General features: G+C 69.0%; 19 protein-coding genes and 6 pseudogenes. 13 read left to right on the top strand and 12 right to left on the bottom strand.

Going from position 1 to position 23,877, the window contains the following annotated elements; translation table 11 throughout:
* Positions 1-153: 153 nt before the first annotated feature.
* The 3 genes from RGU41_RS10925 (at position 154) to RGU41_RS10915 (ending at position 4,532) form a co-directional block, all read left to right on the top strand.
* The gene (locus RGU41_RS10925; protein ID WP_322136211.1) at positions 154-1,404 is read left to right on the top strand and encodes an alanine racemase; all 1,251 of its coding nucleotides are present in this window, start codon (positions 154-156) and stop codon (positions 1,402-1,404) included.
* Positions 1,401-2,714: a D-arabinono-1,4-lactone oxidase gene (locus RGU41_RS10920; protein WP_134562006.1), complete on the top strand. Its 1,314-nt coding sequence runs from the start codon at positions 1,401-1,403 to the stop codon at positions 2,712-2,714. The genes RGU41_RS10925 and RGU41_RS10920 overlap by 4 nt, the downstream gene beginning before the upstream one ends.
* Before the next feature lie 153 nt (positions 2,715-2,867).
* Entirely contained in the window at positions 2,868-4,532 is a 1,665-nt protein-coding gene (locus RGU41_RS10915) for a glycoside hydrolase family 1 protein (protein ID WP_322136210.1), read from the top strand.
* A gap of 60 nt (positions 4,533-4,592) precedes the next feature.
* Here RGU41_RS10915 and RGU41_RS10910 read toward each other — a convergent pair.
* Positions 4,593-5,321: pseudogene (locus tag RGU41_RS10910) on the bottom strand (ABC transporter permease); the annotation flags it as partial.
* Positions 5,318-6,124, bottom strand: a complete 807-nt coding sequence (locus RGU41_RS10905; protein WP_134449480.1) for an ABC transporter ATP-binding protein — start codon at positions 6,122-6,124, stop codon at positions 5,318-5,320. The pseudogene RGU41_RS10910 and the gene RGU41_RS10905, both read right to left, overlap by 4 nt.
* Before the next feature lie 171 nt (positions 6,125-6,295).
* Between RGU41_RS10905 and RGU41_RS10900 the strand changes: the two genes are divergently transcribed.
* Both RGU41_RS10900 and RGU41_RS10895 read left to right on the top strand, forming a co-directional pair.
* The gene (locus RGU41_RS10900; RefSeq protein ID WP_134449481.1) at positions 6,296-6,862 is read left to right on the top strand and encodes a LemA family protein; all 567 of its coding nucleotides are present in this window, start codon (positions 6,296-6,298) and stop codon (positions 6,860-6,862) included.
* Positions 6,863-6,874: 12 nt separating this feature from the next.
* A complete protein-coding gene (locus RGU41_RS10895; RefSeq protein ID WP_134449482.1) occupies positions 6,875-7,759 on the top strand; it encodes a M48 family metalloprotease in 885 nt (294 codons plus the stop codon).
* 188 nt (positions 7,760-7,947) lie between these two features.
* Here the strand turns inward: RGU41_RS10895 and RGU41_RS10890 are convergent.
* Positions 7,948-8,979: pseudogene (locus RGU41_RS10890) on the bottom strand (winged helix-turn-helix domain-containing protein); the annotation flags it as partial.
* Between the two features lie 59 nt (positions 8,980-9,038).
* Between RGU41_RS10890 and RGU41_RS10885 the strand changes: the two are divergent.
* Positions 9,039-10,382: an AI-2E family transporter gene (locus RGU41_RS10885; RefSeq protein WP_134449484.1), complete on the top strand. Its 1,344-nt coding sequence runs from the start codon at positions 9,039-9,041 to the stop codon at positions 10,380-10,382.
* The gene (gene ilvA, locus RGU41_RS10880; protein WP_134449485.1) at positions 10,379-11,614 is read left to right on the top strand and encodes a threonine ammonia-lyase; all 1,236 of its coding nucleotides are present in this window, start codon (positions 10,379-10,381) and stop codon (positions 11,612-11,614) included. The genes RGU41_RS10885 and ilvA overlap by 4 nt, the downstream gene beginning before the upstream one ends.
* Before the next feature lie 96 nt (positions 11,615-11,710).
* Here ilvA and greA read toward each other — a convergent pair whose 3' ends face one another.
* Positions 11,711-12,202 carry a transcription elongation factor GreA gene (gene greA / locus RGU41_RS10875; RefSeq protein WP_134449486.1) on the bottom strand — a complete coding sequence of 164 codons (492 nt, stop codon included), beginning with the start codon at positions 12,200-12,202 and terminating at the stop codon, positions 11,711-11,713.
* A 144-nt stretch (positions 12,203-12,346) separates the two neighbouring features.
* The gene (locus tag RGU41_RS10870) at positions 12,347-12,778 is read right to left on the bottom strand and encodes a DUF4307 domain-containing protein (protein ID WP_134449487.1); all 432 of its coding nucleotides are present in this window, start codon (positions 12,776-12,778) and stop codon (positions 12,347-12,349) included.
* A gap of 69 nt (positions 12,779-12,847) precedes the next feature.
* On the opposite strand from RGU41_RS10870, the gene mca reads away from it, so the two are divergent.
* A complete protein-coding gene (mca, locus tag RGU41_RS10865; protein WP_322136209.1) occupies positions 12,848-13,711 on the top strand; it encodes a mycothiol conjugate amidase Mca in 864 nt (287 codons plus the stop codon).
* Complete coding sequence (locus tag RGU41_RS10860; protein ID WP_322136208.1) at positions 13,708-14,010, top strand: hypothetical protein; 303 nt, start codon at positions 13,708-13,710, stop codon at positions 14,008-14,010. The genes mca and RGU41_RS10860 overlap by 4 nt, the downstream gene beginning before the upstream one ends.
* On the opposite strand, the gene trhA is transcribed toward RGU41_RS10860, so the two are convergent.
* The gene (gene trhA / locus RGU41_RS10855) at positions 14,001-14,756 is read right to left on the bottom strand and encodes a PAQR family membrane homeostasis protein TrhA (RefSeq protein WP_134449489.1); all 756 of its coding nucleotides are present in this window, start codon (positions 14,754-14,756) and stop codon (positions 14,001-14,003) included. The two genes, RGU41_RS10860 and trhA, sit on opposite strands and share 10 nt — an antisense overlap.
* A 68-nt stretch (positions 14,757-14,824) precedes the next feature.
* Between trhA and RGU41_RS10850 the strand changes: the two genes are divergently transcribed.
* The 3 genes from RGU41_RS10850 to RGU41_RS10840 all read left to right on the top strand — a co-directional run bounded on the left by RGU41_RS10850 (position 14,825) and on the right by RGU41_RS10840 (position 18,285).
* Complete coding sequence (locus RGU41_RS10850; RefSeq protein ID WP_134449490.1) at positions 14,825-15,610, top strand: isoprenyl transferase; 786 nt, start codon at positions 14,825-14,827, stop codon at positions 15,608-15,610.
* 8 nt (positions 15,611-15,618) lie between these two features.
* On the top strand, positions 15,619-16,740 hold the full coding sequence (locus tag RGU41_RS10845) for an aminotransferase class V-fold PLP-dependent enzyme (protein ID WP_134558102.1): 1,122 nt from the start codon (positions 15,619-15,621) through the stop codon (positions 16,738-16,740).
* 246 nt (positions 16,741-16,986) lie between these two features.
* On the top strand, positions 16,987-18,285 hold the full coding sequence (locus tag RGU41_RS10840; RefSeq protein WP_241984953.1) for a PhoH family protein: 1,299 nt from the start codon (positions 16,987-16,989) through the stop codon (positions 18,283-18,285).
* A gap of 97 nt (positions 18,286-18,382) precedes the next feature.
* On the opposite strand, the pseudogene RGU41_RS10835 reads toward RGU41_RS10840, so the two are convergent.
* From RGU41_RS10835 to xseA, 6 genes and pseudogenes are all read right to left on the bottom strand, one after another.
* A pseudogene (locus RGU41_RS10835) lies at positions 18,383-19,734 on the bottom strand (class II fumarate hydratase); the annotation flags it as partial.
* 96 nt (positions 19,735-19,830) lie between these two features.
* The gene (locus RGU41_RS10830) at positions 19,831-20,490 is read right to left on the bottom strand and encodes a carbonic anhydrase (RefSeq protein WP_370294599.1); all 660 of its coding nucleotides are present in this window, start codon (positions 20,488-20,490) and stop codon (positions 19,831-19,833) included.
* 23 nt (positions 20,491-20,513) lie between these two features.
* Positions 20,514-20,744, bottom strand: coding sequence for a DUF4245 family protein (locus RGU41_RS10825; protein WP_322137340.1), 231 nt, complete (start codon positions 20,742-20,744; stop codon positions 20,514-20,516).
* A 112-nt stretch (positions 20,745-20,856) separates the two neighbouring features.
* Positions 20,857-21,177 (bottom strand): annotated as a pseudogene (locus RGU41_RS10820) (DUF4245 family protein); the annotation flags it as partial.
* Positions 21,174-21,428: an exodeoxyribonuclease VII small subunit gene (locus RGU41_RS10815; protein WP_134449494.1), complete on the bottom strand. Its 255-nt coding sequence runs from the start codon at positions 21,426-21,428 to the stop codon at positions 21,174-21,176. The pseudogene RGU41_RS10820 and the gene RGU41_RS10815, both read right to left, overlap by 4 nt.
* A gap of 1 nt (position 21,429) precedes the next feature.
* Positions 21,430-22,715 (bottom strand): annotated as a pseudogene (xseA, locus tag RGU41_RS10810) (exodeoxyribonuclease VII large subunit).
* Between the two features lie 89 nt (positions 22,716-22,804).
* On the opposite strand from xseA, the pseudogene RGU41_RS10805 reads away from it, so the two are divergent.
* Positions 22,805-23,844 (top strand): annotated as a pseudogene (locus RGU41_RS10805) (4-hydroxy-3-methylbut-2-enyl diphosphate reductase).
* The last annotated feature ends 33 nt before the right edge of the window (positions 23,845-23,877 follow it).

Below are 23,877 nucleotides of genomic sequence, written 5' to 3'. Positions count from 1 at the left end.
TTTCAGGGGTCATCTCCCCGATTGTCAACGTGCAACGCGCAACAGGCACGATCCCGCACGGGATTGTTATCCGGCGCGGGACGCGGGCGTAGGGCATACTGACGGACACGAGGCGGATTCGCCGCCCCTCCGTGAGACAGGCCCGATCTCGCCATGACGCTTCCTGACCTGCGCGTTCCCGCCACCGGAGCGCCCTGGCTCCGACCGGAGAGCTACTGGCCGGCCCTGACCGAGGCCACTCGCCATCTCGACACGCCCGTCGCGGCGCTGCACCTCGGAGCGCTCCGCCACAACACCCACGACATGCTGCGACGCGCGGGCGGAACCCCGATCCGCGTTGCTTCGAAGTCGATCCGCGTCCGTGGCGTGCTCGAGGCCATCCTCGCCGTGCCCGGCTACCAGGGCGTGCTCGCGTACACCCTCGCCGAGGCGCTCTGGCTCGCGGAATCCCTCGACGACATCGTCGTCGGCTATCCGAGCGTGGACCGGGGGGCGATCGGGGTCCTCGGCCGCTCGGCACTGCTCGCCTCCCGGGTCGCCCTGATGGTCGACTCGCTCGCCCAGCTCGATCTCATCGACACGGTGATCCCCCCGCACCGGCGCGAGACCATCCGACTGTGCATCGAGCTCGACGCCGGCTGGAAGAACCCGGTGCTCGGGCACCTCGGCGTGCTGCGCTCGCCGGTGCATACCGCCGCGGAGGCCAGGGACTTCGCGGCGGCCATCGTCGCGCGCCCCGGCTTCGCTCTCGTCGGCCTGATGGCATACGAATCGCAGGTCGCCGGCCTCGGTGACCGGCCGGCCGGTCGCCGCCCCCGTGCGCTCACCACCGGGATCGTGAACCGATGGGTGCGTCGCCACTCGATCGCCGAGCTCGGAGTGCGCCGCGCCGCCGCCGTCGCGGCCGTGCGCGAGGTCGCGCCCCTGGAATTCGTCAACGGTGGCGGCACCGGTTCCCTCGAGAGCACCCACGCGGATGCCTCGGTCACCGATATCGCCGCGGGCAGCGGCTTCTTCGGCGGCCACCTCTTCGACAACTATTCGGCATTCACGCCCGCTCCCGCCGCGGCATTCGCCCTCTCCGTCGTGCGGAAGCCGAGCGCGGCGACCGCAACGCTCCTCGGCGGCGGCTGGGTCGCATCCGGACCGCCGGGTGCCGACCGGATGCCTGCCCTCGCCTGGCCGCCCGGGCTCGCCGTCGTGACGCGGGAAGCGGCCGGCGAGGTGCAGACCCCGCTCGCTGGCCCCGGAGCCGCGGCCCTGGACGTCGGCGACCGGGTCTGGCTGCGGCACACCAAGTCCGGGGAGCTCAGCGAACACGTGACAGAATTCGCAGTGGTGGACGACGGGCGGGTCGTCGACATGCTGCCCAGCTACCGCGGCGAGGGAAAGGCGTTCCTGTGACGAACACCGGTGCTCTCTGGCAGAACTGGGCGCGCAGCGAGTCCGTACGTCCGGCCAGGGTTGAGCGGCCCACGAGCGTCGCGGCCGTGCAGCGTGCGGTGATCGCCGCCGCGAAATCCGGGATGCCGATCAAGGCCGTCGGATCGGGGCACAGTTTCTCCGGCATCGCCGTCGCCCCCGGCGTGCTCCTCGACCTGGCCGACCTCTCCGGCATCGTCGGCGTCGACACGGCCACCGGCCGTGTCACCCTCGCCGCCGGCACCCGACTGCACCGGATCCGCGGCTTGCTCGCGCCATACGGGCTGGCGCTCGCCAACATGGGGGACGTCGACCGGCAGACGATTTCCGGTGCGACCTCGACGGGAACCCACGGAACCGGGTCGGCCTTCGGCGGACTCGTCACCCAGATCGTCGGCCTCACCCTCGTCACCGGCGACGGCGAACTCCTGCACGTGAGCGAGACCGAGAACGCGGAGATCTTCCCCGCCGCCCGCCTCGGTCTCGGCGCGCTCGGGATCCTCGTCGACGTGACGATCCAGTGCGTCCCGGACTTCCTCCTGCACGCCGTCGAACAGGCCGAGCCGCTCGGCGAGGTGCTCGACACCTTCGACGAGCGCAGCCGCGCCGCCGACCACTTCGAGTTCTACTGGTTCCCGCACACCGAGAAGGCCCTCACCAAGACGAACACCCGGCTAAACCCGGCCGCCGGGCGCGCGCCGCTCGCGCCGGTCTCCCGCTGGATCGACGACGAACTGCTCGCCAACGGCGTCTTCGGGGCACTCTGCACGATCGGAGCCGTGCTCCCGCAGTCCGTGCCGACGATCAACCGGGTGGCCGAGCGTTTCATGGCCCGGCGGGATTACACGGATGCCTCGACGCGCATTTTCGTGAGCCGGCGCGCCGTGCGTTTTCACGAGATGGAATACGCGCTCCCGATCGCCGCGATTCCGGCTGCCGTGCGCGAGGTCCGCGAACTCATCCAGCGCTCCGGCTGGCGGATCTCGTTCCCGATCGAGGTGCGGTCCGCAGCCGCGGATGACGTGTGGCTGTCCACGGCCCACGGCCGTGAGACCGGGTACATCGCCGTGCATCGTTTCTACCGGGAGAAACCGGCCGAGTACTTCACCGCCGTCGAGGCCATCATGCGCTCCCATGACGGGCGCCCGCACTGGGGGAAGATGCACACGAGGGACGCCGAATCCCTTCGCGAGACCTATCCGCACTTCGACGATTTCGTCGCCGTACGCGACAGGCTCGACCCCGAGCGCCGTTTCACGAACCGGTACCTCGAACGGGTCCTCGGGCGGTAACCGGCCGGCCGGGCGACCTCGGGGTGCGAATTCTCGCGCCGCGCGTGACAGGCTGGTGACCGCGGCCCACGGCCGCTCCACGAACCGGTCGACCGCCCAGCACCCGACGGACCGCACAGCACCCGACCGACACAGTACAGAGAGTCCTCCGAGATGAGCAGCAAGCCGATCAACACCAACACGGTCGCCGGCCGGGCCTGGCCGCACCGCGCCAGCGAACTCGGCGACCGGCTCCCCGACGGCTTCACGATCGGGGTCGCGAGTTCGGCGTTCCAGATCGAGGGCGCCGCCCGCGACGGCGGGCGCGCCGAGTCGGCCTGGGACCCGTTCACGGCGACCGCCGGCCGCATCGTGGACGGGTCGAACGCATCCGTTTCTGCGGACCACTACAACAAGCTGCCCGGGGACCTCACCCTCCTGGGCGAGCTCGGCGTCGACGCCTACCGGTTCTCGTTCGCGTGGTCCCGGGTGCAGCCGGACGGACGCGGGGCGCTCGCGCGCACCGGACTCGCGTTCTACGACCGGCTCGTCGACGGGCTGCTCGCGGCCGGCATCCGCCCGATGGCGACGCTGCACCAGCGCGACCTGCCGCTTGCCCTGCGCGGCGGCTGGCTGAACCGCGACACCGCCTCGCGCTTCGCCGACTACGCCTACGAGCTCGGGGCCGTGTTCGGCGACCGGGTCGATGCCTGGGTCACTCTCGACGAGCCGGCGACCGTGACGCTCGCCGGCTACGCCCTCGGCACGGATGCCCCCGGCGAGGCCCGCCTCTTCGCCGCACTGCCGGCCGCGCACCATCAGCTCCTCGGCCACGGCCTCGCCGTCCAGGGCCTGCGCGCCGCCGACGTGCGCGGCGGCATCGGAATCGCCAACGCGTACTCGCCCGTGCAGCCGGCGAGCGACAGAGAGGCAGACGAAGTCGCCGCCGCGCTCTTCGACCTGCTGCACAACCGCGTTTTCGCCGACGCCGTCCTCCTCGGGAGCTACCCGGTGCCGCCGGAACCCTACGAGACCGAGCTGCGGCTGCTGCTCGAGACGGAGCCGGAGGACCTGCGCACGATCCACCAGCCGCTCGACTTCTACGGTCTCAACTACGTGCAGCCGTCACGGGTGGCGGCCGGGCCCGTTCCGGTCGTGAGCGGTGCGGTCGCCGGCGGCGGCCCCTCCGGCAACGGAGCGGGCGGGGCGCGCGGGGAGGCCGGCGCTGGCTCGGGTCCGCGCGGCCCCGGCTCCCGCGGTCCCGGCTCCCGCGGTCCCGGCTCCCGCGGGCCGGCGAGCCGGGCGGGCGGCCCTGGCGGACCGGGTGCCGCCGGCTCGGGCGTCGGGCCGCGGACCGCCGCGAACGCAGGCAGGGTCGACGAGAACGCGCCCGTGGTCTCCTTCCCGTTCCACGTGCTCCCGTTCCGCGAGTTCACGGTCACGGGGGCGGGACGCGCGATCGCGCCGGCCTACCTCGGCGTCGCCCTCACCGAGCTCGCGACCCGGTACGGCGACGCACTCCCGCCGGTGTACCTCACGAGCCTCGGAGCGAGTTTCCCTGACCAGGTCGACAGCCGCGGCGCCGTCGACGACCCGGCCAGGATCGACTACCTCGCCGAACACCTCGTGGCCGCACTCGACGCCGTTGCACCGGGCAAGCCGGCGGCGGGGGTGAGCATGCGCGGGGCCTTTGTCTGGTCGCTGCTCGACGGCTTCGAGTGGACCGCGGGCTACACCCAGCGTTACGGCCTGGTGCGGGTCGACTTCGCAGACCCCGAGCGGAAGCGCACGCCGAAGTCCTCGTACCGCTGGCTCCAGAAGGTGCTCGCCGCCCGCTGACCGGCGTCCGGTTCCCGCCCGTTCCCGCCCGCCGAAATCCGCGGCGGGGGATGGGTCAGGGGTGCGGCGGCGGAGCGTGATCGAGCCGACGACGACCGCTCCCACGATCCACGCCCCGATGATGAGCAGTTCGCCGCCGATGTACGCGGCGTCCTGCGAATTCGAGGCGACCGCCTGGAGGGCGTCGATCGCGTGCGAGAGCGGAAGCCAGTCGCTGATGATCCGCAGGGCGTCCGGAAGCTGGTCGCGGGGGAGGAAGATACCGCCGAGCAGGATCTGCGGGAACACGAGCGCGGGCATGAACTGCACGACCTGGAACTCGGTGCGGGCGAACGCGCTCGCGAGCAGCCCGAATGTCGTGCCGAGAACCGCGTCGGCGACGGCGACCGCGAGAAGCAACCAGACCGAACCGGCGATCGTGAGGCCGCAGACCCAGACCGCGTACCCGACCGCGACCGCGGACTGCAGCACCGCGAGCAGCCCGAAGGCGAGGGTGTAGCCGAGGATGAAGTCGCCCTTGCCGAGCGGCATCGAGAGCAGCCGTTCCAGCGTCCCGGTGCGGCGTTCCCGCAGGGTCGTGATGCTCGTCACGAGGAACATCACGATGAACGGGAACAGGGCGATCATCGCCGGCCCGATCCTGTCGAACACGGGCGTGTCGGAGAAGATCCACGCCACCAGGCCGATCAGCAGGCTCGGGACGACGAGGAGCAGCACGATCGTGCGGGGGTCGTGCCGGATCTGGGCGAGCACCCGTCCGGCCGTTGCGAGCGTACGGCGCGGGTTCACAGCGCACCATCGAATCCGGTCGACCCGGTCCCGGTCGGCCGGCCTTCGGACGACGGGTCATCGGCTTGCGGGTCTTCTGGCGACGGATGCCGCCGGATCAGGCTCAGGAACGCCGCCTCGACGTCGTCGGTCGCGGTCGACGCGAGCAGCCCGGCCGGGGTGTCGTCTGCGAGGATCTCACCGTCCCGCATCAGGAGCAGCCGGTCGCAGCGGCTCGCTTCGTCCATGACGTGGCTCGACACGAGCAGGCTCGTCCCTCCGGCCGCGAGCCGGTGGAACAGCTCCCAGAGCTCCACCCGGAGGACCGGGTCGAGGCCGACGGTGGGTTCGTCGAGCACGAGCAGCTCGGGGGACCCGAGCAGGGCGCCGGCGAGCGACACCCGGCTGCGCTGGCCGCCCGAGAGCGAACCCGCCAGCTGGCCGGCATATCTTCCCAGGTCGGTCGCGTCGATCACCCGGTCGACATCGCTCGCGGGGGCGCCGAGCACCGACCGGAAGTACCTCAGGTTCTGCCGCACGGTGAGATCGTCGTAGACACTCGCATCCTGCGTGACATAGCCGACCCTGTTCCGGAGCGAGACGGAGCCGGCGGGGCGGCCGAGCACGGTGACCTCCCCGGACTGCACGAGCTGGACGCCGACGATCGAGCGCATCAGGGTCGTCTTGCCGCATCCGCTCGGCCCGATCAGGCCCACGACGAGGCCACGGGGCACCGTGAGGCTCAACCCGTGCAGCACCGGATGCCTGCCCCGGCGGGCGAACAGGTCCGTCACGTGGACCGCGGGTGCAGACAGATGGCTCATGCCTTTGATTATTCGCCGGTTCGGCCGGAAAGAACCATGGATCGGGGGTGTTTCTTGGAGTCTGGTGGGAAGCGGATGAGAGTGTCAGGCGGCGTCGTTATGATGGCACCATTGTTCGTATGCCGCCGCGGCCCGCTCGCTCGCACCGCTGAAATACAAGGAGACGCTGCCATGGAATGGCTCATCCCGCTACTCATCGTTGTTGTGCTTGTCGTCATCGTCGGAATCTACTTCTGGGCGACGTACAACTCCCTCGTGACCCTCAAGGTGCGGGTGGACGAAGCGTGGAGCGACATCACGGTGCAGCTCAAGCGGCGTGCCGACCTCATCCCGAACCTCATCGAGACGGTCAAGGGCTACGCGGCGCACGAGAAGGCGGTCTTCGAGAACGTCGCCAAGGCCCGCGCCGAGTCGATCAGTGCGACGACCCCTGCGGATGCCGCAGCCGCCGAGAACCACATGCAGTCCGCCCTGCGCAGCATCTTCGCGGTCGCGGAAGCGTACCCGCAGCTCCAGGCCAGCCAGAACTACCTGCAGCTGCAGGCTGAGCTCGTCGACACCGAGGACAAGATCCAGGCGTCGCGCCGCTTCTACAACGGCGGGGTGCGGGAGCTCAACACGAAGATCCAGGTCTTCCCGAACAACCTGATCGCGAAGAACCTCGGATTCACCCAGCGCGACTTCTTCGAGGTCACCGACTCCGCAGCCATCGCGGAGCCGCCTCGCGTCCAGTTCTAGCGGCAGGCCCAGATGTACAGTGCGATCGCGCGGAACAAGCGCAACACCGTTTTCATCATCATCCTCTTCCTGGGGATCATCGCCGGCCTCGGCTGGATTGCCAACGCCGTCTACGGTCGCGGCGGCTACGGCATCCTGATCCTCACGATCGTCGTCGCCGCGGGTTACGCCCTCGTGCAGTACTTCGCGGCCGGGCGCCAGGCGATCGCGATGAGCGGCGGCATCCGGGTGAACAGCAAGGCGGAGCATCCGCGGCTCTGGAACACCGTCGAGAACCTGTCGATCACGACCGGAACGCCGATGCCGGAGATCTACATCATCAACGACCCCGCGCCGAACGCGTTCGCGACCGGGCGCGACCCGCAGCACGCGATCGTCGCCGCGACGACGGGCCTGCTCGCCATCATGGATGACTCCGAACTCGAGGGCGTGATGGCCCACGAACTCGGGCACGTCCGCAACTACGACATCCGGGTGTCGATGGTCGTGTTCGGCCTCGTCGTCGCGGTCGGCTTCATCTCGGACATGTTCCTGCGGATGGCGTTCTTCGGTCGCAATAACAACAACAACGGCAACCCCGTCGTGATGGTCTTCGGCCTGGTCGCGATGATCGTGGCACCGCTCGTCGCCAGCATGGTGCAGCTCGCCGTCTCCCGGCAGCGCGAATACCTCGCCGATGCCACGAGCGCGCTGACGACGCGGCATCCGGATGCCCTCGCGAGCGCCCTCGCCAAGCTCGAGACCTACGGGCGCCCGATGCAGAAGCAGAACACGTCGATGGCGCACCTGTGGATCGCGAACCCGCTCAAGCCCGGCATGATGGCGAAGCTGTTCAGCACGCACCCGCCGATCGAGGACCGGATCGACCGCCTGCACGCCATGGGCAACAAGTTCTGACGACTGCGCTCAGGCGAGAAGGGCGGCGAGTGCCGGCGCGAGAGTACCCGCTGCGCGACCGTGATCTCGGTGAGCCCCTGCCAGAGGGCGGTCGCGCGCAGCACCGGCGCGAGGCGCTCTGCGGTGTCGGCCGGGGCATCCGCTTCGGCCCACGCCGCCTGAACGCGCAGCACGCCGGCCTGCCGGTCGTTCTTGAGGTCGACGCGCCCGACGAGGGTGTCGCCGAGCAGGATCGGCAGCGAGTAGTACCCGAAGACCCGTTTCGGTTCGGGGGTGTAGATCTCGATGCGGTAGTGGAATCCGAACAGGCGGAGAGCCCTGGCCCGGTCCCAGACCATGGGGTCGAACGGCGAGAGCACCGCCGCGGCGTCCAGGGCCCGCGGCAGCCGGGCGTCCCGGTGCAGCCAGGCGGCACCGGGCGTGCCACCCGGGCCCCAGCCGGGCACGACGACGGGGATCAGCTCGCCGGCGTCCTCGAGTTCATGGATCGCGACGAGAGTCGCCGGCGTCTTCAGGCGGAAGTAGTCGGCGAAGTCCTTCGCCGTGCCGATGCCGTGCGCCCGCGCCGACCGGCGGACGAGTTCGCGATGTGCATCGTCCCGGTGCACCCGGCGGGCCAGCAGCTCCTGGGAAAGAACCTGTCCAGGCAGCGCGTAGACCCGCTCGAACCGGCTGCGGCCCGCGGTGACGACGTCGCCCCAGCGGAACAGCGTCTCGAGACCGCTCTTGACGTCCGACCAGCCCCACCACGGGCCGCTGCGCTTGTTCGCGTCGTGCTCGATCGCACTCGCCGGCAACGGGCCCTTATCGGCCAGTTCCGCGAGCAGCCAGTCGAGCATCGGCCGGTTGCCCTGCGACCAGGCGCCCGGCGTCCGCGCCGACCGCTCGCGGAAATCGTCCATCCGCCAGGCGAACAGCGGCCAGCTCTCGAGGGGCACGAACGAGGCCTCGTGCGCCCAGTACTCGGTATAGCGGGCCTGCTTGCCGACAGCGAAGGTCAGCCGGTCGAGCTGCGCCTTGTCGTAGCCGCCGAGCCGACTGAAGGCCGGCAGGTAATGGCTGCGCTCGAAGACGTTGACCGAGTCGATCTGCAACAGGCCGAGCCGCGTCACCAGGGCGTCCAGCTGGCGGATGCCGGGGACGGCCGGGACGGGACGCCCGAATCCCTGGGCGGCCAGGGCCACGCGCCTGGCGAGTGCGGGGGAGAGGGACTGGACCATTCCTCGACCCTAGCGAGGACCGGGGACAGTGACTGCCTCCGATTGCCTAGACTGGTCCGATGACGGAATCCGCGGGTAGGCCGGGCTGGAGCGCACTCCTCACCGGGCGGCGCAGACGTGCCGCCCCGATCGGCCGGGAGCCCGGCAGCGGGCCAGGTACGGGAGCTCGCACCGCGGCCGGCGAACGGGCCGGAGCGGCAGCGATCGCCGTCGTCTCTGCTCCGCCGAACGGCGTCGATGAGAACGTCCCGGCGGGAATCCGGCTCGCCGGCGCGTGGTCGTGGCGGCTCCTCGCCGTCTTCGCCGTCATCGCCGTCTTCCTGTTCGTCGTCGTGCAGCTCCGGCTCATCGTCATCCCGCTGCTCATCGCCGTGCTGGTCTCCTCGATCGTGGCGCCCTTCGTCTCCTTTCTCGTGCGGCACCGCTGGCCCAAGGGCCTGGCCATCGCCGTCGCGGTGCTCACCACTCTCCTCGTCCCTGCCGCCCTGATCACGCTCGCGGCGACCCAGCTCGCCGGCGGCCTCTCCGGCCTCAGCGACCGGCTCGCCGGCTCCTACGGCGACCTCAAGGCGTTGCTGCTCGCGTCACCGCTGCACCTCACGGAACCGCAGATCAACGACTACCTGCAGCAGGCGCTTGCGGCGATCCAGGCCGACAGCCAGGTCTTCCTGAGCGGCGCACTCTCGCTCGGCACCTCGCTCGGCCACGGTCTCACCGGGCTGCTGCTCACGCTCTTCAGCCTGCTCTTCCTCCTGATCGACGGCCCCGGAATCTGGGCCTGGATCGTGCGGATCTTCCCGAGGCGGGCACGGGCGGCGATCGACGGCGCCGGGCAGGCCGGCTGGACCACCCTCGGCAATTTCGCGAAGGTGCAGATCCTCGTCGCCTCGATCGACGCCCTCGGCATCGGGCTCGGCGCGTTCCTGCTCGGCGTCCCGCTCGCCATCCCGATCGGTGTCCTGGTCTTCCTCGGTTCCTTCATCCCGATCGTGGGCGCCGTCGCGACCGGCGCCGTCGCCGTCGTGATCGCTCTGCTCTTCAACTCCTGGCCGATCGCGCTCGCCATGCTCGGGGTCGTGCTCCTGGTCCAGCAGGTCGAAGGGCACGTCCTCCAGCCACTCATCATGGGAACGGCGGTCAAGGTGCATCCGCTCGGCGTTGTGCTCGTCGTCGCTGCGGGTTCGTTGCTCGCCGGGATCCCGGGGGCGCTCTTCGCGGTTCCGGTCGCGGCCGTGCTCAATGTCATGATCAACTACATTCAGGGCGGCAGTTGGCGTGCCGACCTCCCTGACGTTCCGCGGGGTACCGGATCGCCGCTGTGGCGGACCGTCCCGCAACGACCCGGCTTCACCAGGACCAGAAGAAATCCGTCCAGCACGACCACTACCGAAGGCACCCCATGACCAACCTGTCCCTCGTCGGGCCGAGCCTCGCCGAGTTCGAAGCCGCCCGCGCCGTGGTCTCCCAGGTCGCCGCCGTGACCCCGATGGAAGGCTCCCGCTACCTGAGCGCGGTCCTCGGCGCCGAGGTGCACCTCAAGTGCGAGAACCTGCAACGCACCGGTTCGTACAAGATCCGTGGAGCGTACAACCGCCTCTCGAAGCTCACCGACGAGGAGAAGGAACACGGCGTCGTGGCGGCCTCGGCCGGGAACCACGCCCAGGGCGTTGCGTTCGCCGCCCGCGAGCTCGGCATCAAGGCCACGATCTTCATGCCCGTCGGCGTCGCCCTGCCCAAGCTCCAGGCCACCAGGGACTATGGCGCGCACGTCATCCTCCGGGGCAGCACGGTCGCCGAGCCGTTGCTTGCCGCCGCGGCGTACGCCGCGGAGACCGGTGCGATCCTGATCCCGCCGTTCGACCACGCGGACGTGATCGCCGGCCAGGGAACGCTGGGCCTCGAGATCCTCGACCAGGTTCCCGACCTGCACACCGTCGTCGTCCCGATCGGCGGCGGCGGACTCATCTCCGGCGTCGCGAGCGCGCTGAAGCAGAAGGCGCTCCTCGACGGTCGCACGATCCGGATCATCGGCGTGCAGGCCGCCAACGCCGCCGCCTACCCGCCATCCATCGAGGCGGGGAAGGCGATCGAGGTGCCGATCCTGCCGACGATCGCCGACGGCATCGCCGTAGCGAAGCCGGGGCTGCTCAACTTCGAGATCATCAGGGACGTGGTCGACGAGATCGTCACCGTCACAGAGGACGACACCGCCCGTGCGCTTCTCGTGCTCCTCGAACGCGCGAAGCTCGTCGTCGAACCGGCCGGCGCCGTCGCGGTCGCAGCCATCCTGGCCGGCAAGGTCACCCCGGATGGCCCCACCGTTGCGATCCTCAGCGGGGGCAATATCGACCCCCTGCTGATGCAGCGTGTCATCAGCCACGGCCTTGCGGCATCCGGTCGGTATCTCACCCTGCGCATCATGCTGCCGGACCGCCCCGGACAGCTCGCCCGCATCTCCGAGCTGCTCGCCGAAGCGCACGCCAATGTCGTCGAGGTCCTGCACACCCGGCACGGCGTCGGACTGCAGATCAGCGAGGTCGAACTCAACGTCAGCGTCGAGACCCGCGGCCCCGACCACCGCCAGCACGTCGTCGACGTACTCACCTCGGCCGGTTACGACCCCCAGATCGACTGAGGGTCGCGTCGCGGGACGACTGTGGCCGTTACGGTCGACTGCGGCCCGTGCACGGGGCGCAGTCGACCGTAACGGCCACAGTTGCCGCGGATGCTGCTAGTCGCCGCCCCAGGTTTCGACGGCGAAGATCTCCACGGCGATTTCCTTGCCGTTCGGGGTGGTGTAGCTCGTCTTCGATCCGACCTTGAGGCCGAGGATCGCGGCGCCGAGCGGGCTCTGCTCGCTGTAGACGTTGAGGTCGCTGTCGCCGGCGATCTCGCGGCTGCCGATCAGGAAGCGCTCTTCGTCACCGGCGATGGTGGCGGTGATCACGGTTCCGGACTCGACAACGCCCTTGCTCTCGGGGGCGTGGCCGACCTCGGCGTTGCGGAGCAGCACGATGAGCGTGCGGATGCGCGCCTCCTGCTTGCCCTGTTCGTCCTTCGCCGCGTGGTACCCCGAGTTCTCCTTGAGGTCGCCCTCTTCACGCGCGGATTCGATCTTCTTCGCGATCTCGATCCGGCCGACGGTGCTCAGGGCCTCCAGCTCGGAGGCGAGGCGGTCGTACGCCTCCTGCGTCAGCCAGGTGACGGTGGTTTCAGTAGTCATGGGTGGGTCTCCTCCTCATGCTCGAGTCATGCGTGTGGTACCGGATGTGCGTGATCGTGCGGTGTTGTGTGCGTGATTCCGGGCGGATCGCAGCAGGAAAACAACGCTCGCCCCGGCGAAGAACGTCGGGGCGAATACGTCAGTCTAGGTCAGCCAGCACCGGTAAATCAATCCGGTGGTGGCGGGCTCGCTCGTCAGTAGCTGCTCCGTGAACGTACGTGAATACTGGTCACTCGGCGGCAGGTCGATCACCTTCCACCCTACGACCGCGAAGCTCTGGTTGAGCGCCTCGACCGCGCAACTCGCCGGTGACCCCACCGGAATCGAGGCCTCGAAGGTCACCGTCACGTTCCGGTCGTCCTGGACGACGTTGCGGATGTCCCTGGTTTCGAGCAGGGGCTGGGAGGCGCCGAGCCCAACCCAGACGACCCAGCCCACCAGCACGACGGCGAAGGCCCCGGCGGTGATCCACAGGGACCGACGGTCGCGCAGGCGCCGGTTCGGGGCGCGACCGTACCGGGAATCCAGGGTGCCCTCGCTGCGGGTACCGCTGTCGACGTTCCTGCTGCCGGTCACTCAGACTCCACACTCACGGTTCAACGATTAGTCTTGTCCCTAGGTTATCCGCCATTTCTGAGGAGTCCGATGACACTGCGCCTCCTGGCCGTTCACGCCCATCCCGACGACGAGTCGAGCAAGGGGGCTGCGAGCTATGCGTACTACCGGAGCCGCGGCGCCGAGGTCATGGTCGTGAGCTGCACGGGCGGAGAGGGCGGCAGCATCCTCAACGACGCCCTCGCCGACACGGCGATGGCCGAGCGAGACATGGCCGGCCTGCGCCGACGGGAGATGCGCCAGGCGCAGAAGGCCCTCGGCATCGAACACCGGTGGCTCGGCTACCAGGATTCCGGCATGAACGAAGACGGTTCGGTCCCGCCGAATTCCTTCTCGACCATCGACCTCGAGTTCTCCGCGGAACCGCTCGTGCGGATCATCCGCGAATTCCGCCCCCAGGTCCTGATCACGTACGACGAGAACGGCGGATACCCGCACCCGGACCACATCCGCTGCCACGAGGTCTCGATGGCCGCGTATCGCGCCGCCGCGGACCCCACCCGGTACCCGGGTGACGGGGAACCATGGCAGATCGACAAGCTCTACTACGATCGCATCTTCAACCTCGAACGCATCGATGCCCTCTTCCTGCTGCTGAGCGTCAAGGAACCGGAGTCCCCGCTGCTCGAGCCGCTCGGGGAGGCCCGCGACTGGATGAAGAACTACCCGGCCCTGGCGACGACCCACGTTCCGGTCGGCGACTTCCTGGACGCGAGGGACGCGGCGCTGCGGGCCCACGCGAGCCAGGTTTCCCCCACGAGCAGCTTCTTCTTCTGGCCGAACGACCTCATCCGTGAGGCGTGGCCGTACGAGGACTTCCAGCTCGTCGAATCGAAAGTTGAAACGGTCATGCCTGAATCAGATCTGTTCGCCGGTATCCGGGACGAGGCATGAGCGCCGTCCTGTTCCCGCACCTCGTCGACGCGGTGACGGGCTTCATGCTCGCCAACACGCCGCCGCCCGAATTCAACCCCGACACCGTCACGCCGGGGCCCGCCGGCTTCCTGGCGATCCTCTTCGTCGTGGTCGCCGTCGTGCTGCTCGGCTTCGATCTGGTCCGCCGCATCCGCCGCACGACGTATCGCGCGGAGATCGCCGAGCGCCTGCAGGCGGAACTCGCTGCCTGCGTCGAGGCGGAGACGCACCCGGGTGAGGCATCCACCCCGCGGGAGACCCAGCAGCCTCAGGGGTAGAGCGGATGCGTGGCGATGATCAGGATCGCCGCCCAGTGGCAGAGGAACGCGACAACGGTCAGGCTGTGGAAGATCTCGTGGAACCCGAAGACCCCGGGAAACGGGTTGGGCTTCTTGAGCGCGTAGATGACAGCGCCGACCGAGTAGCACAGGCCGCCGATCATGATGAGGGTCATCATCGCGGCGTTCGCCTGGAAGAAGTCGACGATGAACATCAGTGAGCCCCAGCCGAGAAGCAGGTACAACGGCACGTAGAGCCAGCGCGGTGCGGTGATCCAGAACACCCGGAAGGCGATGCCGAGAAGTGCGCCGCCCCAGACGAGGGAGAGCAGGAGCACGGACTTCGACGGCGGTAGCGCGAGCACCGTGATCGGCGTGTAGGAACCGGCGATCAGCAGGAAGATGTTGGCGTGGTCGATGCGCTTGAAGACGAGCTTCGTGCGCGGCTTCCAGTTGATGCGGTGGTACAGCGCCGAGTTACCGAACAGGAGCAGGGAGCTGATCACGAAGACGAGGCAGCTCCACTTCGCCGCGGGTCCCTCTGCGAGGGACAGAAGCACGATCCCCGCGACGATCGTGACCGGGAAGGTGCCCGCGTGGATCCAGCCGCGCCAGGTGGGCTTGAGATCCTCCGGCCGGGGCACCTCCGACTCGAGCAGCGGCAGCTGCGGGATGAACTCGTCGTCGGGCGCCTTCAGCGGCTGTCGTGCGGTTGCGTCGTCCCCGGTGCTGCTCTCTGCGGCCATGCAGCCAGAATACGACAGCGAACATGCCGGAAGAAGCACGGGCTGCCCGAGTGGGCTAGCGTAAATACGTGCAGAAGAGGCAGGTCCCCTTGGCGCGCGACATCCTCTACCGGTTGTACGAGCGCCGCCTTCGTCGCGGGCTGACGCCGGAGAACCTGCCACGCCACGTCGCGATGATCATCGACGGCAACCGCCGCTGGGCCCGGCAGCTCGGGCTCGAGTCCGCCGCACACGGCCACCGTGCCGGCGCGGCGAAGATGCGGGAGTTCCTGAGCTGGTGCGACGACCTCGGCATCTCGGTGGTCACGCTCTACCTACTCTCCTCGGACAACCTCACCAACCGCCCGAGCGAGGAACTCTCCGAGCTCACCAAGATCATCGCCAAGCTCGCCGAGGAGCTCTCGCGCCAGCGCAACTGGCGGGTCCAGCAGGTCGGCACGAAGAAGGGCCTGCCCGCGCCGCTCATCGCGGCGCTCTGCGACGCCGAGACCCGCACCGCGGGCAAGAAGGGCATGCACATCAATCTCGCGGTCGGCTACGGCGGACGCACCGAGATCACCGACGCCATGCGCAGCATCGTCGCCGCGCACCTCGAGAACGGGCACACCCTCGCGGACCTCGCTGAGACGCTTACTCCCGAGCTCATCGGCCAGCACCTCTACACCGGTGGCCAGCCCGACCCCGACCTCGTGATCCGCACCTCCGGTGAGCAGCGGATCAGCGACTTCATGCTCTGGCAGAGCGCCCACAGCGAGTTCTACTTCGTCGAGGCGCTCGGACCCGACCTCCGCCAGGTCGACTTCCTGCGCGCCCTGCGCGACTTCGCCAAACGCCAGCGCCGCTTCGGAAGCTAGGAGACCGGATGACCGAGATCGATGCCTATGCCGCGGGGTTCGTCGAGGAGCCCGGTTACCTCGACTACGGCCGCGTCGGACCGCTCTCGGCGACGGTGGTGGCCGAGAGCCTCGGCCAGACCGAGATCCTGTCCCGCGCCCGCTTCGGCAGCCTCGACCACCTCTTCCAGCAGGACGAGCGGATGCGCGAGGCCGTCTCCGCCGTGACCGGTTTCCGGGCCGACCAGGTCGTCTGCGAGCCGAACACGACGACCGGCATCATGCAGGCCATGTTCGGCCTGACCGGGGGCGTGCTGCTCTCGCCCGGCGATTTCCCCACCGTCCCCTTTGCTGCCGTGCGCGCGGCTGAGGCCCTGCGCGTCGTGACCCCGATCTGGCTGGGGACCGAGCACGGCAGGGTGACCCCCGGCGAGATCCGCGAGCAGCTCACTCCCGCGACGGTCGCCGTCGCGGTCTGCCTCGTCGACTCGCGGACCGGATTCCGGGTGGACCTCGACGGCATCCGCCAGGTGATCGGCGACCGTCTGTTGATCGTTGACGCGATCCAGGGCTTCGGTGTCACCGACGCAGCCTATGAGATGGCGGATGTCGTCGCATCCGGTGGCCAGAAATGGGTGCGCTCGGGCTGGGGCACCGGTTTCCTGGCGCTGAGCGACCGTGCGGTCGAACGACTCGTTCCGGTGTTCTCGGGCTTCGCGGGAACGGACGTTGCCGAGCCGTGGGACGAGGTGCTGCCGCCCAGCCACAGCGCCCGCGCATTCCGGGTCAGCAATGGAGACGCGATCGCGCAGGCGCGGTTCTCCGCGGCTCTCGAAGAGATTGCCGTGACGGGCATTCATAACATCGAGGCCGCGGTCGCGGACAACGTGTCGCAACTGATCGACCTCGCCGACGAGTACGCGGTACCCGTGGTGTCGCCGAGGGATGAACGCGAGCGGGCCGGGATCCTCGTGCTCGAGCCCCCTCCCGCCCAGCTCAACACGCTCACGATCGCCCTGCACAACCACGGGATCACCGCAACGACCCGCGACGGCCGGGTGCGGCTCAGCGCCCACGCCGTGCTCAGCGTCGAAACCGTGGACATGCTGCGCGGGGCATTCACGTCGTATGCGACGGCGGCCATTTACTGAGTCCCAGATGCCGCGCCCATTAACGTCTGGTGACAATGTGTGTGTCGCACTTCCGATATTCACCGAGTGTAAGTAGCGTCATCCCCATCAGGTACGGCGCCTGATCGAGACGGCCACATAAGTACGGCTCGAGAACCCCCGTGGCCAGCTCGCCAACACAATCCGCGCCTTTCGAGGCACGGGGTGGGAGTGGTTGTGACCGCTAATCAGACCGACTATCAGGGTTCGAACCAGACGGCTTCCGACATCAAGCAAACCGAGCGCACCTTCGTGCTGGACACCTCGGTCCTCCTGTCGGATCCCAAGGCGATCTTCCGGTTCGCCGAGCATGCCATCGTGCTGCCGGTCGTCGTGATCGCCGAACTCGAATCCAAGCGCAACGACCCGGAGATCGGGTACTTCGCCCGCCAGGCCCTCCGGCTCCTGGACGAATTGCGTGTCAAGCATGAACGCCTCGACTTCCCGATCCCGGTCGGAGAGGGTGGCAGCCTGCGTGTCGAGCTGAACCACTCCAACATGTCGGTGCTCCCCTCGGGCCTGCAACTCGGCGACAACGATTCGAGGATCCTCGCGGTCGCGATGAACCTCGCCAACGACGGTCTCGCCGTCACGGTCGTCTCCAAGGACCTGCCATTGCGGGTCAAGGCGGCATCGATCGGCCTGCTCGCGGATGAGTACCGACACGAGCTCGCGGTCGATTCCGGCTGGACGGGGATGGACGAGATCACTCTCGGGTCGAACCAGATCAGCGAACTCTACGACAACGAGGTGCTCAACACCCGTCTGGTGCAGGACATGCCGATCAACACCGGCCTCGTGGTCCATTCTGACCGCGGCTCGGCGCTCGGCCGGGTCACCGGCAAGGGCGAAATGCGGCTCGTGCGCGGCGACCGGGACCTGTTCGGCCTCAAGGGCCGGTCGGCGGAGCAGCGCCTGGCGATCGACCTGCTGCTCGACCCTGAGATCGGGATCCTCTCCCTGGGAGGGCGAGCGGGGACGGGGAAGTCGGCGCTCGCGCTCTGTGCGGGACTCGAAGCCGTCCTGGAACGCCAGCAGCATCGCAAGATTATGGTGTTCCGCCCGCTCTACGCGGTCGGCGGCCAGGAACTCGGCTATCTGCCCGGTGACGCGAGCGAGAAGATGAGCCCGTGGGCCCAGGCGGTCTTCGACACCCTCGGCGCGCTCGTGTCCGAGAACGTGCTCGAAGAGGTCCTCGAGCGGGGGATCCTCGAGGTCCTGCCGCTCACCCACATCCGGGGCCGTTCGCTGCACGACGCGTTCGTGATCGTCGATGAGGCGCAGTCCCTCGAGCGCAACGTGCTGCTCACGGTGCTCAGTCGCATCGGGCAGAACTCGCGGGTGGTCCTCACCCACGACGTCGCCCAGCGGGACAATCTCCGGGTCGGCCGCTTCGACGGCGTCGCATCCGTGATCGAGACGCTCAAGGGGCATCCGCTGTTCGCCCACATGACGCTCACCCGCTCGGAGCGCAGCGCGATCGCCGCGCTCGTCACCGAGATGCTCGAGGGCAACGACCCGAACTGACCCCGCGATCCGGCGAAGGTGCCCTTTCCGGTCGAGAGTGACCCGCGGAAAGGGCGCCCTCGACCGGAAAGGTACCGGGGCTAGGCGGTGCGCGCGGGGGACGCGTCATGCTGAGCAGGTCCAGGGCCGTGTCGAGCTGGGCCAGGGTGACTTCGCCGCGTTCCACGAAACCGAGGTCGATGACGGCCTGGCGCACCGGGACGCCGTGCGCGACCGCGTGCTTGGCGACCTTCGCCGCGGCCTCGTAGCCGATCACCCGGTTGAGCGGCGTCACGATGGCGGGGGAGGAGCCGGCCAGGGCCTTCGCCCGGTCGAGGTTGGCCTCGAGCCCGTCGATGGTCTTGTCGGCGAGCACCCGCGTCGCGTTCGAGAGCAGGCGGATCGACTCGAGCAGCGCGGTGCCCATCACGGGGATGGCCACGTTGAGCTCGAAGGAGCCAGACGCGCCCGACCATGCCACGGTCGCGTCGTTCCCGATCACGCGGGAGCAGACCATCAGCACGGCCTCGGGGATAACCGGGTTGACCTTGCCGGGCATGATCGAGCTGCCTGGCTGAAGATCGGGGATCTGCAGCTCGCCGAAGCCGGTGTTGGGGCCGGAGCCCATCCAGCGCAGGTCGTTGCAGATCTTGGTGAGGCTGACCGCGATGGTGCGCAGGGCACCGGATGCGTCGACGAGGCCGTCGCGGTTGGCCTGCGCTTCGAAGTGGTCGCGCGCTTCCGTCACGGGAAGCTCGGTCTCGGCGACCAGGAGCTCGATCACGAGCTGGGGGAAGCCGGCGGGGGTGTTGATGCCGGTGCCCACTGCAGTGCCGCCCAGGGGCACCTCGGCGACGCGGGGAGGGCGCTGCGGATGCGCTCGATGCCGAGCCGCATCTGGCGGGCGTAGCCGCCGAACTCCTGGCCGAGGGTGACCGGGGTCGCGTCCATCAGGTGGGTACGGCCGGCCTTGACGGCATCGGCCCAGAGCACCGACTTGGCCTCGAGGGCGACGGCGAGGTGGTCGAGCCCGGGGATGAGGTCGTCGATGAGCGCGCTCGTGACGGCGAGGTGCACCGACGTGGGGAAGACGTCGTTCGAGGACTGCGAGGCGTTGACGTGGTCGTTCGGGTGCACCGGGCGGCCGAGGGTGCGGGTGGCGAGGGTCGCGAGCACCTCGTTCATGTTCATGTTCGAGGAGGTGCCGCTGCCGGTCTGGTAGACGTCGATCGGGAACTGGTCGTCGTAGAGACCGGTGATGACCTCGTCTGCTGCTCCGGCGATCGCCTCGGCGATGTCGCCGTCGAGCACCCCGAGCTGCGCGTTCGCGAGGGCGGCGGATTTCTTGATGCGGGCGAGGGCCGAGATCTGCGCGGGTTCGAGGACGGAGCCGGAGATCGGGAAGTTCTCAACGGCCCGCTGGGTCTGGGCGCCGTAGAGGGCGTCGACGGGAACCTGCACCTCGCCCATCGTGTCGTGTTCGATTCGGTAGCCGGCATCTGCGGTTTTTGCACCACTGTGTGTAAGACCTTTCGATTGGGAGACGGTACTGCCCGGGCTGTGGGATCAGACGTTGCCGACGACGACGTCGGGAACGGCCCGGCCTTCGAGCAGTCGGTAATTGGCGCCGACGATAGCCAATGTACCCGCTGCGACGGCGTCGCTGATCAACTCGGACTGTTCCAGGAGCTCGGTCACGGTGTCGCGCAGGTGTTCTCTGCCGACCATGAGTGCATCGATGCTCCCGGGTTCGGTCAGCGTCGCATCCGTCGCCGCGACCACCCGGTGCACGGCGGGCACGATCTTCTCAATGATCCGGCCGATGTGCACGGGCAGGGGAGCCGCCCCGGGCGCCTGCGCGTCAACGGCGGCCTGGACCGCGCCGCAGCCGTCGTGGCCGAGCACGAGGATGAGCGGGACCTTGAGCACGGCGACCGCGTACTCGAGGGAGCCGAGCACGGAATCGGAGATGACCTGCCCGGCGTTCCGCACGACGAAAAGGTCGCCGAGGCCCATGTCGAAGATGATCTCGGCGGCGAGACGCGAGTCGCTGCACCCGAAGAGGGCCGCGGCCGGGGTCTGCGCGGTCGCGAGCTCGGTGCGCCGGTCGACGTCCTGGCGCGGATGCTGCGGCTCGCCGTCCACGAATCGCTGGTTGCCGCGCTGCAGCCGGCTCCACACCGCTGCCGGGCCCACGGCGTCGCCCGGGGCCGCAGCCTGGCTGATGAGCACGTCTTTGCCCCGTCCGGTCACTGGGTCACCGCCTGTCCGTTGGCACTGATCTGGGCGGCGATCGCGGTCGCGACCGCCGCGAATTCGTCTTCGTCTGCCGTTCCGACGAGCAGGTAGCTGCTCGTCCCTGCGCTCGTCACGAGGGCGTATTCGAAGTTGCCGCGGTCCTTCTCGGCCGCCGGGTTCCGGTAGACGTCCCAGGTGACTCCTGCGAGGGTGAGCGTCTGGGCTGCGGGGGCGTCGTTCAACTGCTGCCCGATCCAGGTCGGATTCGCGCCGAGGGCCTGGGTGACGGCCGATGAACTCGTTGCGGGGGGTCAGCAGGCCGATGTACCAGGACGGGATCTTGTCTGTGCCTCCGAGACGCCACTGGGCGGCATTCGCCCGCCAGCCATCCGGGAGCTCAGGGACCACAAGCGGCTCGTCGATCCCGACCTGCACCTGGCTCGCGACGGCGGCGAAATCGACGGTGCGGTCGACGGGCCCGTCGCTGCGCGGGACGAGGAGGACGAGAACGAAGACCGCACCGAGGGTGGCGAGGAGGGACAGGACCAGGTTGTTGACGGTCTTGCGCGACCGGTAGTTCCGCGAGTTCGTCGCGAGGCGGTCCGCCGTCTCCTGGGCGGTCTCAGGCCTGCCGAGCTCGGCGACGACCCGGGGCGGGCGCTTCGTGGTGGTCATTCGGTGCCGGGGCCGGTCGAGGGGGAGGCGGAGTCCAGTTGGCGCGCGCGAGCGGCGTCGAGGCGGGCCTTGGCTCCGATCAGCCATTCCTCACAGCGGCTCGCGAGTTCCTCGCCGCGTTCCCACAGGGCGAGGGACTCTTCGAGGGTCGAAGAGCCCTGTTCGAGGGCGCTCACGACCCGTACGAGTTCGTCCCTGGCCTGCTCGTAGCTCAGGGTGGAGATGTCGGCGGGAGCGGTCATGGCGTCCATTCTATTGAGTCCTGGCTGTCGTCTTCGGCCCGGTGGCCGGGTCAGCTGCCGGGTCCGCGGCCGGGTCTGCGGCCGGCTCGGCGGACGGGCCTGCTGTGGCCGCGAGGGTTCCCGCGCCGAGCGTGATCCTGAGCCGGGTACCGTCCGGAGCATCGGCGGCGGCACGCAGCACGTGGCCGTCCCGCACCTGCACGATCGCGTAACCGCGGTCGAGGGTGCCCTGCGGGGACAGCGTGCGGAGCCTCGTGCGGAGCTCCGTGACGACGCCGGCGGATGCCTCGACGACGCGTTCCACTAGCTCCGTTCCCCGGGCGACGTACCGGGTGAGGTCCTCGGCACGGGAATCGACGATCCAGGCCGTGCTGCTGAGCACGGGGCGTGACCGGAGCTGGCCGATCCGGTCGACCTCGGCGGCGAGGATTCCGGTCAGCCGGGTGCCCAACCGGGCCCTGGCCTGCTGGACGCGGTTGAGCTCGTCCGAGACGTCGGGAACGACCCGCTTGGCGGCATCCGTCGGGGTGGAGGCCCGGAGGTCGGCGACCTCGTCGAGCAGGGGCCGGTCGGCCTCGTGGCCGATCGCACTGACCAGGGGGTGGTGCAGGCCGCCGCGGCGCGGAGCACGCGTTCGTCGCTGAAGCCGAGCAGGTTCTGGAAGTCGCCGCCGCCGCGGGCGACGATGATGACGTCGACGTCGGGGTCGGCATCGAGGCGCTGGATCGCGGCGACGACCTCGGCCACCGAGCGGTCGCCCTGCATGGCCGCGTACGCGAGGTGGAAATCGACGGCGGGCCAGCGCAGCTGGGCGTTGCGGATGACGTCCTTCTCGGCGTCGGAGTCCTTGCCGGTGACGAGGCCGATGCAGTGCGGCAGGAACGGGAGCGGTTTCTTGCGGGAGGCGGCGAAGAGGCCTTCGGCCGCGAGCTGCTTGCGGAGACGCTCGAGGCGTTCGAGCATGTCGCCGAGGCCGACGTGGCGCAGGTCGAAGACCTGCATGGTGAGTGTGCCGCCCTTGACCCAGTAATTCGGCTTGACCAGGGCGATGACGCGGTCGCCCTGCTTAAACTCGTCGCTCAGCCGGGCCTTGACGGACGACCACACGGTGAAGCCGACGGTGGCGTCCTCGCTGAGGTCTTTGAGCTTGCCGTACACATTGCCGCCACTGACGCCCCACTGGGTGATCTCACCCTCGACCCAGGCTGTGCCGAGCCGCTCGATGTAGCCGCGGATCTTGTTCGCCAGCAGGGCGACGGGCCACGGAGCCTCGAGGGTGGGTGGTGCATCGGTCATGAATCGTTCCTCCCACGGCCTGTCCAGCCACGCACCCATAGAATGAGCCGGTGACTATCAGCTCGGATTCAAGCGTTATCGGCCTCGGCATGCCCCGGATTCCCCGGGCACGCAACGTCCTCAAGGATACCCCGGTGGATGGGCCGAAACGGGTGCTGCTCGCTGCCCCGCGCGGCTACTGCGCGGGTGTCGACCGGGCCGTCATCGCGGTCGAGAAGGCGCTCGAGCTGTACGGAGCGCCCGTCTACGTGCGCAAGCAGATCGTGCACAACGTGCACGTCGTCTCCGAACTCGAGAAGCAGGGCGCCATCTTCGTCGACGAGGTCGATGAGGTGCCCCGCGGCTCGCACCTCGTCTTCAGCGCCCATGGAGTGTCGCCGGCCGTCGTCAGCGCGGCCGCTGCGCGGGGCTGCGCGCGATCGACGCGACCTGCCCGCTCGTCACCAAGGTGCACCGCGAGGCCGTGCGCTTCGCCCGCGATGATTTCGAGATCCTGCTGATCGGCCACGAAGGACATGAAGAGGTCGAGGGCACGGCAGGGGAGGCACCGGAACACACGACCCTCGTGGGCAGCCCGGACGAGGCCGACACGATCGTGGTGCGCAACCCGGAGAAGGTCGTCTGGCTGTCGCAGACCACCCTCAGCGTCGACGAGACCATGGAGACCGTGAGCCGGCTCCGCGCCCGGTTCCCGCTGCTGCAGGATCCGCCGAGCGATGACATCTGCTACGCCACCCAGAACCGGCAGGTGGCGATCAAGAAGATCGCCGAGGCCTCAGACCTCGTGCTCGTCGTCGGTTCGGCGAACTCGTCCAATTCGGTGCGCCTCGTCGAGGTCGCCCTCGAATACGGCGCCCGCGCCGCCTACCGGGTCGACTTCGCGAGCGAGGTCAAGCAGGAGTGGCTCGACGGCGTCGCGACCGTCGGAGTGACGAGCGGGGCATCCGTGCCCGAGGAACTCGTGACCGAACTCCTGCGCGACCTCGCCGGCGCCGGATTCGGTGACGTGCAGGAAGTGAAGACCGCCGAGGAGGACCTGCTGTTCTCGCTCCCGAAGGAACTGCGCAAGGACCTTGCGGGCAACAACGACGCACGGGCCCTCGGCGGGCGAGTGACCCGGGTCGAGTAGCGCCGATCATCGTGGGGCGCCGGTGGGGGCGCC

The organism is Cryobacterium sp. 10C3, from assembly GCF_034314285.1.
Classification (GTDB): domain Bacteria; phylum Actinomycetota; class Actinomycetes; order Actinomycetales; family Microbacteriaceae; genus Cryobacterium; species Cryobacterium glucosi.
This window is presented reverse-complemented; position numbering and strand designations above follow the sequence as displayed.